15 protein-coding genes are annotated in these 14,164 nt (G+C 37.3%); 6 read left to right on the forward strand and 9 right to left on the reverse strand.

Annotated features, from left to right (window positions below; translation table 11 throughout):
- The first annotated feature begins 2 nt into the window (after window positions 1-2).
- A complete protein-coding gene (gene pgeF / locus RHO14_04145; GenBank protein WVD71994.1) occupies window positions 3-725 on the forward strand; it encodes a peptidoglycan editing factor PgeF in 723 nt (240 codons plus the stop codon).
- Between the two features lie 40 nt (window positions 726-765).
- Here pgeF and hemW read toward each other — a convergent pair whose 3' ends face one another.
- The 4 genes from hemW to yeiP are packed head-to-tail and all read right to left on the reverse strand — an operon-like array spanning window position 766 to window position 4,116.
- Complete coding sequence (gene hemW, locus RHO14_04150) at window positions 766-1,893, reverse strand: radical SAM family heme chaperone HemW (GenBank protein WVD71995.1); 1,128 nt, start codon at window positions 1,891-1,893, stop codon at window positions 766-768.
- A gap of 3 nt (window positions 1,894-1,896) precedes the next feature.
- Window positions 1,897-2,790, reverse strand: coding sequence for a tRNA 2-thiocytidine(32) synthetase TtcA (ttcA, locus tag RHO14_04155; protein ID WVD71996.1), 894 nt, complete (start codon window positions 2,788-2,790; stop codon window positions 1,897-1,899).
- A 13-nt stretch (window positions 2,791-2,803) separates the two neighbouring features.
- On the reverse strand, window positions 2,804-3,520 hold the full coding sequence (locus RHO14_04160; GenBank protein ID WVD71997.1) for a phosphatase PAP2 family protein: 717 nt from the start codon (window positions 3,518-3,520) through the stop codon (window positions 2,804-2,806).
- 23 nt (window positions 3,521-3,543) lie between these two features.
- On the reverse strand, window positions 3,544-4,116 hold the full coding sequence (gene yeiP / locus RHO14_04165) for an elongation factor P-like protein YeiP (protein WVD71998.1): 573 nt from the start codon (window positions 4,114-4,116) through the stop codon (window positions 3,544-3,546).
- A 101-nt stretch (window positions 4,117-4,217) separates the two neighbouring features.
- On the opposite strand from yeiP, the gene RHO14_04170 reads away from it, so the two are divergent.
- Window positions 4,218-4,484: a YkgJ family cysteine cluster protein gene (locus tag RHO14_04170; protein ID WVD71999.1), complete on the forward strand. Its 267-nt coding sequence runs from the start codon at window positions 4,218-4,220 to the stop codon at window positions 4,482-4,484.
- 100 nt (window positions 4,485-4,584) lie between these two features.
- Window positions 4,585-6,090: an amino acid permease gene (locus tag RHO14_04175; protein ID WVD72000.1), complete on the forward strand. Its 1,506-nt coding sequence runs from the start codon at window positions 4,585-4,587 to the stop codon at window positions 6,088-6,090.
- A 302-nt stretch (window positions 6,091-6,392) separates the two neighbouring features.
- Here RHO14_04175 and infA read toward each other — a convergent pair whose 3' ends face one another.
- From infA to RHO14_04195, 4 genes are all read right to left on the reverse strand, one after another.
- Window positions 6,393-6,611, reverse strand: a complete 219-nt coding sequence (gene infA, locus RHO14_04180) for a translation initiation factor IF-1 (GenBank protein ID WVD72001.1) — start codon at window positions 6,609-6,611, stop codon at window positions 6,393-6,395.
- 288 nt (window positions 6,612-6,899) lie between these two features.
- Window positions 6,900-7,781, reverse strand: a complete 882-nt coding sequence (gene prmA, locus RHO14_04185) for a 50S ribosomal protein L11 methyltransferase (GenBank protein ID WVD72002.1) — start codon at window positions 7,779-7,781, stop codon at window positions 6,900-6,902.
- A 1-nt stretch (window position 7,782) separates the two neighbouring features.
- Window positions 7,783-9,216, reverse strand: a complete 1,434-nt coding sequence (gene panF / locus RHO14_04190; protein WVD72003.1) for a sodium/pantothenate symporter — start codon at window positions 9,214-9,216, stop codon at window positions 7,783-7,785.
- A gap of 14 nt (window positions 9,217-9,230) precedes the next feature.
- A complete protein-coding gene (locus tag RHO14_04195) occupies window positions 9,231-9,488 on the reverse strand; it encodes a YhdT family protein (GenBank protein ID WVD72004.1) in 258 nt (85 codons plus the stop codon).
- 142 nt (window positions 9,489-9,630) lie between these two features.
- On the opposite strand from RHO14_04195, the gene RHO14_04200 reads away from it, so the two are divergent.
- From RHO14_04200 to plsY, 3 genes are all read left to right on the forward strand, one after another.
- A complete protein-coding gene (locus tag RHO14_04200) occupies window positions 9,631-9,831 on the forward strand; it encodes a ribosome alternative rescue factor ArfA (GenBank protein WVD72005.1) in 201 nt (66 codons plus the stop codon).
- A 230-nt stretch (window positions 9,832-10,061) separates the two neighbouring features.
- Window positions 10,062-12,899 carry an excinuclease ABC subunit UvrA gene (gene uvrA / locus RHO14_04205; GenBank protein ID WVD72006.1) on the forward strand — a complete coding sequence of 946 codons (2,838 nt, stop codon included), beginning with the start codon at window positions 10,062-10,064 and terminating at the stop codon, window positions 12,897-12,899.
- 22 nt (window positions 12,900-12,921) lie between these two features.
- Window positions 12,922-13,515 (forward strand): glycerol-3-phosphate 1-O-acyltransferase PlsY, encoded by a 594-nt coding sequence (gene plsY / locus RHO14_04210; protein WVD72007.1) that lies wholly within the window; start codon window positions 12,922-12,924, stop codon window positions 13,513-13,515.
- Here the strand turns inward: plsY and RHO14_04215 are convergent.
- Complete coding sequence (locus RHO14_04215; GenBank protein WVD72008.1) at window positions 13,512-14,153, reverse strand: TRIC cation channel family protein; 642 nt, start codon at window positions 14,151-14,153, stop codon at window positions 13,512-13,514. The genes plsY and RHO14_04215 overlap by 4 nt on opposite strands.
- Window positions 14,154-14,164: the final 11 nt, after the last annotated feature.

The raw sequence follows: 14,164 nt of genomic DNA on the forward strand, positions 1-14,164 counted from the left end.
CGATGTACGCTAATTGGCCTGCACCAAATAATGTCCACGCCTTGACGACACTGCGTCAAGGTGGATGTAGCAATGCGCCTTATCACTCCCTCAATTTAGGGAGTCATGTTGGTGATGATTTAAATCATGTACTTGAAAACCGATCGATAGTTACTCAATCATTAGGATTATCAAACGAACCCATTTGGTTAAAACAAACTCATAGCACTAATGTCATTGATATAGCCAGTTACCAATCTATTGATGCTGATGCTAGCTACAGTAAGCAAAGAAATGCCGTAAGTGCGATATTAACGGCAGATTGCTTGCCAGTTTTATTTTGTTCACAGCAAGGTGATGAAGTTGCAGCCGCTCACGCTGGTTGGCGCGGATTATGTCATGGCATTTTAGAAAACACGGTAAGTTACTTTACATGCCAGCCGGCACAAATTATGGCTTGGCTTGGCCCTGCGATTGGCCCACAAAAGTTCGAAGTTGGGGCTGAAGTTAAAGCTCAATTTGAGCGTCATGACTTAGATGCGTCAAATGCATTTCAATTAGTAAATCCCCATGAACAAAAGTATCTTGCTAATCTCTATTTACTAGCAAGGCAGCGGTTGAATAAGCTTGGCATTTATCAAATTTATGGTGGTGAAAACTGTACCTATAGTGAAAGTGAGTTATTTTACTCATATCGCCGAGAGCCGCAAACGGGTAGAATGGCGTCTTTGATTTGGTTTGAATAACTTAGCCGTTGATTACCGTTGTAATTAAAACATTTGATGATTATAAAAATAGCTCAAGTAATGAGTTAAGAAATAACTTACCTTGCGTTGTTAACTGCCAATTATCTTTATCCTCGCTAAGATAACCCTTTTTTATTGCTTGATTAATCGGTTGCTCAATATTATTTAACGTTAAACCTGTTCGCTCTACAAAGCGCATTTTTGGTGCTGCTTCAAATAGTCTGAACTGATTCATAAAAAATTCAAAAGAGAGTTCATCATCTGGAACTTGATAAGATTTTTCTAAATAACGGCCAGCTAAATATCCTTTGGGGTGCTTTGTTTTTACCGTTCTAATAATTTTACCATCGGCTTGGGTTAATTTACCATGTGCACCGCAGCCAATCCCAATATAATCGCCAAAACGCCAATAATTCAGGTTATGTTGGCACATGAATCCTGGTTTAGCATAAGCCGAGGTTTCATATTGTACATAACCACTTTCAGTCAATAATTTGTCGCCTTGTTGATAAATATCCCACAATAGTTTTTCATCGGGTAATTTAGGCGGCTTAGATCCAAATAATGTATTGGGCTCAATCGTTAATTGATACCATGACAAATGGGGTGGCGAAAGCAAAATTGCTTGTTTTAGATCTGATAAGGCATCAGTTAATGACTGATCAGGTAAGCCGTGCATTAGATCAAGATTAAAACTGCGCAAATTTAACTTACTTGCTAGCTGAGCTGCGTTAATTGCGTCATCTGGGTCATGAATTCGACCAAGTTTGACTAATTTATCATGTTGAAAACTTTGTACACCAATCGATATGCGGTTTATTCCCGCATCAATATAACCTTTAAAATGATTTGCATCAGCTGAGTTTGGGTTTGCTTCTATCGTTATCTCGGCCCCAGCTTCAAAGGGAATATAGGTTTGGATCTGGGTTAACAACTGGTTGATTAATTCTGCGGAAAACAGACTTGGCGTGCCACCACCAATAAATATTGAGTGAACGGCTCTATTATTTGTTAAAGCAAGATCATGACGTAAATCAGCAAGTAGATGATTGATATATTCATCATATGCCGGTGCCTGCTTAATATTATGTGAGTTAAAATCACAATACGGGCATTTTTGTACGCACCAAGGCATATGAATATACAAGCTGAGTGGAATATGTGTCATCAATTAGTTAACTTCTTTCCATAAAATCAGATCTTGCTCTGCAATTTCGCTGGCATCAAAACTATTAACGGGGATCTCTTCACGGTCAAATGCAATATCACCACCGTTAACAATATCATCACCTTTTTTAATACCTTTAAAATCAAATAATTTAGGATCGCATAGGTGGGAAAGGGTAACATTTTGAGTTGCGCGAAACATTGTCTCAATGCGTCCAGGAAATTTTTTATCCCATTCATTTAACATGTCTTTAATGACTTGTCTTTGTAAATTAGGCTGAGATCCACAAAGATTACATGGAATGATCGGAAAGTCTTTAAGATTAGCATATTGAATAATGTCTTTTTCTTTGCAGTAAGCAAGAGGCCTTATTACAATATGTTCGCCTGTATCGTTCATCAATTTTGGCGGCATCGCTTTTAATTTTCCACCGTAAAACATGTTTAGAAATAGGGTTTCCAAAATATCATCGCGATGATGGCCTAGGGCGATTTTAGTTGCACCAATTTCGCTTGCGGTGCGGTATAAAATACCGCGCCTTAAACGCGAACAAAGTGAACAGGTCGTTTTACCCTCTGGAATTTTTTCTTTAACGATCCCATAAGTATTTTCTTCAACGATTTTATATTCAATACCTAAAGATTTTAGGTACTCAGGCAAAATATGCTCAGGAAAACCGGGTTGTTTTTGGTCAAGATTGACGGCGATTAGCTCAAAATTAATCGGCGCACTGATTTTTAAATTGATCAAAATATCAAGCATGGTATAGCTATCTTTACCGCCTGATAAGCAAACCATAATTCGGTCACCTTCTTCAATCATGTTAAAATCGGCAATGGCTTCGCCGACTTGCCGTCTTAGACGTTTATGTAATTTATTTTGATTATAAATATTCATATAATTTAACTGGTTATGAGGTTTTAAAAAAGCGCTTAGGCATTAAATGCAATAACCCTCGAGCTAAATAGTCGCTAGCTGGTGTTATTAAAAACCAACTAAGAACGATGCTCGTTATGGCAAGTGAACCAACATAAACGTCGGTAAACCAGTGTGCTCCTGCAATAATACGTGGCGCAGAAAAAATAATAACGATTATTGCTGATTGGATAAATGCTTTTAAGCCAAAATATCGCCACATAAAAGCAGTAAAAATCATCAACATCATACCATGATCACCTGGAAAGCTATCACTTGATGCATCTTTTGTACCAAAATGAGTCAACTTTGAAATTCGATTAATTGATTCAAGTGGATCAAAATAGAGTGTCGGACTTTCGTGAGAAATAGGAATAAATCGTCCCCATTGTTTAATTAAAATAGCCATCACTAGCATCATTAAGCCAATAACAATCATTTTTCGTTTATCTATATTATCGACCTTACGAAAATAGAGGTAATAGAGCAATGCCATTGCTAAAAATGAGATCACATCAAAACTTCGATGATTGGTAATTGCGATCAGGTATAAAAATGTTTTATTACTGCCATCTAAAAATTGATTAAAAAAATGGAAAATGGTTGAATCAAGATTAAACCAAAAACCATGACGATAGGTACAATATAAGCTGATTAATAATAAAATACCAAAAAGATTCCAACATAGAATCTGAATTACTTTCTTTGACATACGTTAATACTACTCTTTTTAAATTAGTCTGCTCGGCTCATAAAACGGCGCTCAGCGACGTGGATCTTTATTTTTTCACCATTATTAATATATTCAGGAACTTGCACAGTTAAACCTGTTGTTAATTTTGCCGGTTTCGTTCTAGCACTTGCTGAGGCGCCTTTAATTCCAGGATTGGTTTCAATAATTTCGAGTTCAACTGTTTGCGGTAATTCAAGTGCAATGATTTGACCATCAACGGTTAAAACTTGAATACCTGAGATCCCACCTTCTGGAATAAAGAGCAATTCCTCTTCAATTTGGTCTTGTTTAAATGAGTAAGGGGTATAATCTTCATTATCCATAAAAACGTATTCGTCACCATCAATATAAGAAAAGGTAACCGGTCTGCGGCTAAGCTCAATAGTGTCTAATATATCATCACCTTTAAAGCGCTCTTCAACTTTTAATCCTGTTTTTACATCAGCAAAGCGCATTTTATAGAGCGTACTTGCTCCACGAGCGCTAGGACTTTGCACTTCAATATCTTTTACGAGTAATAATTTACCATTATAAGAGATTGCATCTCCGCGCTTAACTTCATTAGCTTTTGGCATAATCTTGTTTCCGGTTAATAGTGTTAGAATAAATAAGCTCGCTATTTTAGCGCTATCTTGCTATTGTCACCAGTAAATTATATCGAATAGGGGGACAAGTTATGGATAATCATTTTCACTGCCGAGAAAACTGCGGCGCTTGTTGCATAGCACCGTCTATTTCAAGTCCGCTTCCTAATATGCCAAATGGCAAACCAGCTAATGTAATATGTGCCCATTTAGATAATAATGCACGCTGCGTGTTATTTGGTTTACCATCAAGGCCATTAGTCTGCCAAAATTTACAGCCATGTCATGAAATGTGTGGTAATAACAGGCAAGAAGCATTTAGCTACTTACAAAATTTAGAAGCACTAACGTGCCCTTAAATAATTCTAATAAAAAATCAGTTTTATTAGAATTATTTATCTCCTATTCCTATTTTTTTGGTACACTTCGTAAAATTTTTTTCTAAACAACAGTATGGTTATGCAAACACAAAATAAACTTAAACGCGATCTTAAAGCTCGCCACCTCACAATGATAGCCATTGGTGGGTCAATTGGTACCGGGCTATTTGTCGCATCAGGTGCCACTATTGCACAGGCAGGTCCTGCTGGTGCGTTACTTTCTTATGCAATTATCGGCTTGATGGTCTACTTTTTAATGACCAGTTTAGGCGAGCTTGCCGCTTATTTGCCAGTATCGGGAACATTTGCAACTTATGGTGCTAGATATGTGGATGAATCATTTGGTTTTGCAATAGGTTGGAACTATTGGTATAACTGGGCAATTACTGTTGCTGTTGATTTAGTTGCAGCGCAGCTTGTTATCTCTTATTGGTTTGACTCAGGCAGCTATAGTTGGCTATGGAGCGTGCTTTTTTTAAGTATTATCTTTTTACTTAATTATATTTCGGTAAAAGGCTTTGGTGAGGCCGAGTTTTGGTTCTCATTAATAAAAGTTGTGACAGTTATTATCTTCATAATATTAGGTATGGGGATGATTATTAATATCTTTTTGGATTGGTACCAGCATGCAAGTGTTGTTACTGTGAATGGTGTTTCAAAAGTCGTATCGACCTCGCAAAGCCCTTGGTATAACTGGACAATTGGTGATGCGCCTTTTGTTGGTGGTTTTTCATCGATGATTGGTGTTGCGATGATTGTTGGATTTTCGTTTCAAGGAACAGAATTAATTGGTATTGCTGCTGGTGAGTCTGAAAATCCAGAAAAAAATATTCCAAAATCAATGAAGCAAGTCTTTTGGCGTATCTTACTATTTTATGTACTCGCTATTTTTGTGGTGAGTTTAATTATTCCTTATACCGATCCAAGTCTATTACGTAATGATGAAACAGATATTAGTGTTAGTCCATTTACCTTAGTTTTTGAAAATGCAGGATTACTTTTTGCGGCAGCATTGATGAATGCGGTTATTTTAACCTCAGTGCTATCAGCAGGGAATTCAGGGCTATATGCGTCAACGCGTATGCTTTATGCTTTAGCTAAAGAAGGCAAAGCGCCAAGATTATTTGCACGCTTATCTCACTCTGGCGTACCTAGAATGGCACTGCTAGCGACCACCTTCATCGCAATGCTCTGTTTTTTAACGTCAATGTTTGAAGACAGACAAGTTTATTTATGGTTACTAAACTTATCAGGCATGACCGGCTTTATTGCTTGGCTAGGGATTGCAATTAGTCACTATCGCTTTAGAAAAGGCTATATCGCTCAAGGACTAGATATTAACAAACTACCTTATAAGTCAAGCCTATTTCCGTTTGGTCCGATATTTGCTTTTGTACTATGCCTTGTTATCACGCTTGGGCAAAATTATGAAGCCTTTTTACAAGATCAAATTGATTGGAATGCTGTCATTGCAACTTATATTGGTATTCCACTATTTTTAGTGATTATGTTTAGCTATAAATTACTTAAAAGAACGAAATGGATAAAATATCAAGATATGGATTTTAGCCGCATTAAAGACTAATTTTAGACATATCGAATCAGTATCGCGCAGCCTTGCGCGATACAATATGACAGAAATAGCAAATAGAATTAGCCACTACCAAAAATAATGTGCGTTTTAGATAAGTAATATGATGCTATTTCAACAGCGACTTTATCGCCGGTTAAAATATGGGTGTCGTTTTAGTCATTAAATTAATCAAAAACTCAGTGGATAAAATACTAGGATATAGATTTTAGTCGCAGTAATGATTAATTTTAGACATACCAAAGTAGTACCGCGCAGCCTTGCGCGATACAATATGGCAGAAATAGAAAATAGAATTAGCGACTACGAAAGATAATGCGAGCTTTAGATAAGTCATATGGGGTCATTTCAACAGTCACTTTATCGCCTGTTAAAATACGGATATAGTTTTTACGCATTTTGCCGGAAATGTGTGCGGTAACAACATGACCGTTTTCGAGTTCTACACGAAACATTGTATTTGGTAATGTGTCAAGTATTGTACCTTGCATTTCAATGTTATCTTCTTTTGCCATTGGATCCTCTTGATGTTTATTTTTACTCAATATTGCTAATATTATCGTTGCGTTGGATTTTACTAATTATCTTTAGCCACCATTTAAAACGACAAATAGCGGCAAAATGATGCCGAAAAAATTACCAGATGTAAAGCTGTTTCTACTTTTTTAGCTAAATAAAGTTTTATTCGTTTAAGATATAGCGATTATTTTTTCACTAAAATATAGCCTTACAACAAAAAAATAACGAAATTTAACATTAAATAAAACAATAGCTAGCGCTATGAATAAAAACGCTAGCCTAAATTAATATTTTTTACCTGTGATACGGCACCACTCTTCTTTAATCATTACCGGATCAAGCTCGAAGTGTGGCTGGTAAGCATCACAGACACTCGCTGATTGATTTTCTAATATACCAGATAACCCGAGTAACCCTTCCGATTTAACTAGTACGCTAATATGTGGTTCAAGCTCTCTAAGTGGCCCGGCTAAGATATTTGCAACCACAACGTCAGCAAGTAAGTTATCAGGAATATCTTTTGCAAGGTAAAGTGATAACCTATCACTGACATTATTACGCTGTGCATTATCTCGGCTAGCTTGCAGCGCTTGTGGATCAATATCTATCCCAATCGCTGCTTTGGCACCTAATTTTAATGCTGCAATAGCTAAAATACCTGATCCACAGCCATAATCGATAATGACTTTGTCTTGCAAATCAAGTCCATCAAGCCATTGTAGACAAAGCGCAGTTGTTGGGTGTGTTCCTGTTCCAAAAGCAAGGCCTGGGTCAAGCATTACATTTACTGCGTTTGGGTCAGGGATCTCTCGCCAGCTAGGGCAGATCCAAAGCCTATTACCAAATTGCATCGGATGAAAATTATCCATCCATTCGCGTTCCCAATCTTTATCTTCTAATTGTTCAATTTTATAATGCAGTTCATTGGTAAACAGTTTTGATGACTTAAGTAAATTAATTAATTGCTTAGTATCAATATCAGCTTCATATAAGCCAATTACATCAGTATTTCCCCATAAACGAGTTTCGCCGGGTAATGGTTCAAATACTGGCGTGTCATAGGTATCTTGAAAGGTGACTGATACCGCGCCGCTTTCTTCTAATAAATCACTAAAATGTTCGGCATTATCATTAGTGGTATTAATTTTTAATTGGATCCAAGGCATATTAGTCCCTATTTTGTAAATGTTTGCCAAAGTAATTGGCGATTAAAAAGGCAACTAATCCTACAATTAATGCCGGTACAATTGGATGAAAACTAAAGATTTTTAGATTTTCACTCGCTAAGATAGCATAACAAGTCGCACCTAAAATCATCGATGTTAATGCACCATAAGCATTAGCATGTTGCCAATATAGCCCTAACACTAAAGGCCATAAAAAAACCGCTTCAAGTCCACCAAATGCAAGTAAGTTTAACCATATCACCATATCTGGTGGATTCCATGCGGCTAAAATTAATAGTACACCAAAAATAAATGTAATGACAATTGATAGACGGGTAAGTGTTTTATCGTATTTTTTCATCTCTGGTTTGATTGATAAAAAGAGATCTTTAATGATAACGGATGAGACTTGTAATAGCTGAGCATTGATAGTTGACATAATGGCTGCAAGTGGCGCGGCTAAAAAAATGCCGGCGGCAATGGGTGGCAATACACTAACAATCAAATTAGGCACAACTTGATCGGGGATAGCCAAATTAGGTAAAATTGCGCGACCTAATGCCCCCGATAAATGCATGGTAAACATGATCACAGTAACAATAATTGTACCTAAAATAATTGCGCGATGAACCGCTTTACTATCTTTATAAGCCATACAGCGCACGGCGGTATGAGGTAAACCAACCACGCCAAAGCAGACTAAAATCCAAAATGACACCATAAATGGAAAATCCATGAAATCATCAGGTCCTTGCGGTGTTAATAATGCGGGATCTGTCTGTTTTAAGGTATCAATAATTTGTGGTATGCCGCCTCCTGCATAGATAACTGCAATAAGCAAAATAATTGCGCCAACAAGCATTACCATGCCTTGAAAAGCGTCATTTAAAATGCCGGCACGAAAACCACCAAAAGCTGTATAGATAACAGTGCCAATACCAAAAATAAGTAAACCGTAACCATAAGGAATACCGACCGAGGATTCTAATAAGCGAGCACCACCGATAAATTGTACGGTCATTGCGCCAATAAATGCGACAATAATTGCAATACTTGCAAACCAAACAATCAATCGGCTTTGATAACGGGCATATAACATATCACTTAAGGTAAGGGCATTATATTTGCGCGCGAGAATCGCAAATTTTTTGCCTAAAATACCCAGTGATAACAACACAGTTGGCACTTGGATCATAGCAAGTAAAACCCAACCTAGACCAAATTTATAAGCAGCGCCAGGTCCACCAATAAAAGAGCTGGCACTAATATAAGTCGCCGCAAGAGTCATCGCAAGTAAGAATCCGCCCATGGTTCGATTACCAATAAAATAATCGGTAAATTGGTCAGTTTTTTTACGTTTAATATACGCATAGGCAGAAATCGCGAAGACTAACGTTAGATAAAGGACAAGAGGAACAATAATATCAACATGCATAATAGATAGCGTCTTTATTTATTAATTGGTTTTGTTGGCTGACAGCTCTCGAGCGAAATATCTTTAAAGCGACATTTTACGACCAAGTAGCAAATCAAAATAAAGGCTATAGGTGTTAGTACACAAGATATTTCAAACCAAGCTGGAAACCCGAGTATACCAAGCTTATCACCTAAGCAGTAAGCAGATAAGACCCAACAAACTAAGTAAAAAAGAGTAATGTATAGAGATAGCCTTGCTTCTTTATTTGCTTGTAAATAACGTTTATCCATTGAAAGTACCTATAGCTATAGCACTAAAAGGGCATTAGAGTAAAATAAACCACCTAAATAAGCAAGCCAGATATTACTTAGTAATATTTGCGCTTTAAGTGAGTGAGAGTATAATGCCCAAACGTTATATAAGGAGTGATTTATGAGTAACTATCAGCACAAAAAAGGAACTATTCGTAATAATGCTTTAGCTGCATTAATGAGTGATCCATTATTTAAACAGAGAATTGAAACTAATATAAAAGGTAAAGGCAGTTTTAAAAGAAAAGCAAAACATTGTAAAAGAGATTATCAAGGAGCAGATAAAAGCAGTCTATTTAGTCTATTTTTATCTGCTTTTTGATTAATTATCGCTATTGTACGCTTATCTACTAGCTTATTAACGACTATTCTTATCATTAAGCTTCACTAATATCACCTCATTGGCTATGGCAATAGATAAAGTGATGTTTCACCCTATAACTGTTATTTGTATATTTAATGTATTTACTAAAAAATGCTGGTATAATATACAGTTCATTATTTGGCTATTTGCCCAAAATTGTTATTTTAACGTCGATTAAGAAGAGATAAATGTCAATTAAAAATATTGAAATCCGTGGTGCTCGTACTCATAATCTCAAAAATATTAATGTAACTATTCCTCGTGATAAATTAGTGGTTATTACGGGTATTTCAGGTTCAGGTAAATCCTCTTTAGCATTTGATACCCTATATGCTGAAGGGCAAAGGCGCTATGTCGAATCATTATCTGCTTATGCACGTCAATTTTTATCATTGATGGAAAAACCTGATGTTGATCACATTGAAGGATTATCTCCCGCTATTTCGATTGAACAAAAATCAACTTCTCATAATCCACGTTCAACGGTTGGCACAATTACCGAAATCTATGATTATCTGCGTTTGCTCTATGCGCGTATCGGTGAACCTCGCTGCCCAACACACCATTTACCATTAGCGGCGCAAACAGTATCACAAATGGTTGACTCGATTATGTCATTGCCAGCTGATCATCGTTATATGCTGCTTGCTCCTGTTGTGACTGAGCGTAAAGGTGAGTTTGTTAAATTATTCGAACAGTTATCAGCTAGCGGTTATATTCGCGTTCGCGTTGATGGTGATATTTATGACTTATCAGATCCGCCAGTATTAGAACTACAAAAAAAACATACTATCGAAGTGGTTGTCGATCGCTTTCGTATTCGAGATGATTTAAAAATTCGACTTGCTGAGTCAATTGAAACTGCGCTCTCAATTACTCATGGCATCATTAAAGTGGCTAATTTAGATGAGCCAAATAGTGATGAGATCCTTTTTTCAGCCAATTTTGCTTGCCCTATTTGTGGCTATAGTCTGTCAGAACTTGAACCAAGACTCTTTTCGTTTAATAATCCAGCTGGCGCTTGCCCTGATTGTGATGGTTTAGGAGTACAACAATATTTTGATGAAAAACGCATTGTGCAAATGCCTGATGTTTCACTTGCAGCTGGAGCAATTAAAGGCTGGGATCGTCGCAATTTTTATTACTTTCAAATGCTAAAATCATTAGCAGAACATTATAAATTTGATATTGATTCACCTTTTGAAAAGCTGCCTAGCAAAATCAAAAATATTATATTAAATGGCTCTGGCGATGAAGATATTCAATTTGTTTATACCAATGATCGCGGTGATTCTGTTAAACGAACCCATCCATTTGAGGGAATTTTAAATAATCTTAGCCGCCGCTATAAAGAGACTGATTCACAAACCATTCGTGAAGAGCTTGCTAAATATATTAGTAACCGTGCATGCCCAAGCTGCCATGGCTCAAGATTACGCGTCGAGGCGCGCAATGTGTTTATTGATGACACGAATTTACCTGCGATTAGTGAGTTAAGTATTCATAATGCGAAAGCGTTTTTTGGTACACTTAGTTTAACGGGACAACGCGCCAAAATTGCAGAAAAAATATTAAAAGAGATCAATGAACGTTTACAGTTTTTAATTAATGTTGGGCTTAATTACTTAAACTTATCTCGCTCTGCGGAGACATTATCTGGCGGTGAGGCTCAGCGAATAAGGCTAGCAAGCCAAATCGGTGCAGGCCTTGTTGGCGTTATGTATGTACTTGACGAACCGTCAATTGGATTACACCAACGTGATAACTCAAAATTAATTGATACATTAACGCATTTACGTGACTTAGGTAATAGCGTTATTGTTGTTGAGCATGATGAAGATGCGATCTTAGCGGCTGATTATTTAATCGATATCGGCCCCGGCGCAGGTGTGCATGGTGGCGAAATTATTGCTGAGGGAACGCCTGCACAGGTAATGAAAAATAAAAACTCATTAACTGGTAAGTACTTATCAGGTAAAGAGAAAATTGAAATTCCAGCTAAACGAACTAAAATCGATAAAAAGAAACTATTATCATTAATTGGCGCGACGGGTAATAATTTAAAAAATGTCACTTTAAATATCCCTGTTGGCCTATTTACTTGCATAACCGGTGTTTCTGGCTCAGGAAAATCAACCCTTATCAATGATACACTTTATCCATTAGCGCAAAACGAACTTAATCGAGCAGAGAAAAGCGATATCGCGCCGTATAAAGAAATTAAAGGATTAGATCATTTTGATAAAGTCATTGCCATTGACCAAAGCCCTATTGGCCGGACTCCGCGTTCTAATCCAGCAACTTACACTGGCTTTTTCACCTCAATTCGTGAGTTATATGCTGGCGTTCCTGAAGCAAGGGCGCGTGGTTATAATCCAGGCCGTTTTAGTTTTAACGTTAAAGGTGGTCGCTGTGAAGCTTGCCAAGGTGATGGACTGATCAAAGTCGAAATGCACTTTTTACCTGATGTTTATGTGCCTTGCGACCAGTGTCATGGTAAGCGTTATAATCGCGAGACGTTAGAAATTAAATATAAAGGTAAAGCCATTAATGAAGTGCTAGCGATGACGGTTGAAGAAGGGCGCGAGTTTTTTGAAGCTGTTCCCATGATTGCTCGAAAATTACAAACCCTCGTCGATGTTGGGCTATCTTATATTACTATTGGTCAATCAGCAACGACGTTATCTGGTGGTGAAGCTCAGCGAGTTAAGCTGGCTAAAGAACTATCGAAACGTGATACGGGTAAAACATTATATATTCTAGATGAACCAACGACAGGTCTACATTTTGCTGATGTTAAGCAATTATTAAATCAATTGCATCTGCTTCGAGATCGCGGTAATACCGTTGTGGTCATTGAACATAACTTAGATGTTGTTAAAACAGCTGACTGGATTGTCGATCTTGGCCCTGAGGGCGGTAATGGTGGTGGCGAAATTATTGCTGAAGGTACACCTGAAGATGTGGCAAAATGTAAACAGTCCTATACAGGAATTTATTTAAAACCTATACTAGCAAAAAAATAGCCATCAATGTGAGGAACATTATTTGCTGCTGATTTCTATTATGATGATAGTCGCTTATATTAGTGGCTCATTATCTGGTGCGCGTATTGTGAGCGAACTGATGCATTTACGTAACCCTAGCGATTATGGTTCACATAATCCTGGCGCGACGAATATGCTTAGAGTCAATGGTAAATTTCCAGCACTGTGTGTTTTAATTTTTGATATGTTAAAAGGACTGTTACCGGTCTACCTATCTTACCGGTTAGATATATCGCCCTTTTTTTTAGGGATCATCGCTATCTCTGCATGTTTAGGTCATATCTTTCCATGTTTCTTCCATTTCCACGGTGGAAAAGGCGTTGCAACAGCATTAGGTTCAATGGTCATGATAGGTTTTGATTTTTCAGGATTATTTATTGCGACGTGGTTTGTTACGATTTTAATTACGGGTTATGCGTCAGTGGCTGCGATCGTAAGCTTTTTATTTGCCCCCTTATTTGTATGGTTTATTCGTCCAGAGCTTACCATGCCTGCTGCGATGTTAGCCTGCCTTATCATTATTCGTCATGCGAGTAATATTCAGCGCCTAATCAAAGGCGAAGAATCTAAAATTTTAGTTAGAAAACGCCACTAATTATGGTTGGTATTATGTTTTTTTGCGACTACAACGGGCAATTTTAAATGCCAATAAATTGCTAATAAACGAATTGTTAGTGTGGTTATAATGCCAAGTAATGTTGCAATATCAATTGGTAAACTTAAACAAAGGTACGACATAACATGCATAGCACCGCCAATTAAGCAAGCGGTTGCGTAGATGTCTGTTCGAAAGACCATCGGAATATCCCTAGCAAGAACGTCACGTAAAATGCCGCCACCCACGCCAGTTAATACTCCCATACAAATCATAACTAAACCATTCACCTCTGAAGCAATGGCTTTATTCACCCCAATTCCAACAAATACAGCAAGGCCAATTGCATCAAGTACTGGCATTAACCATTTCGGGTACTTTGTAGCAGATGAATAGCGAATGAGTAACATCGATAATAAAGAGGTAATGATAGCGACCCACAAATCGGTTGAATCAGTGACCCAAAAAATAGGACCATGATTTAATATAATATCGCGAATTGTTCCGCCACCTATGGCCGTTATAACGCCTAAAACTAACGCGCCAATAGGATCCATCTCTTTTTTTGACGCCAATAATACGCCTGAGATAGCAAAAACTATCGTACCTAAAATATCACACCAAAATATATAGTTCATCGCAGCTCAGT

The organism is Orbaceae bacterium lpD04, assembly GCA_036251935.1.
Lineage (GTDB): Bacteria > Pseudomonadota > Gammaproteobacteria > Enterobacterales > Orbaceae > Orbus > Orbus wheelerorum.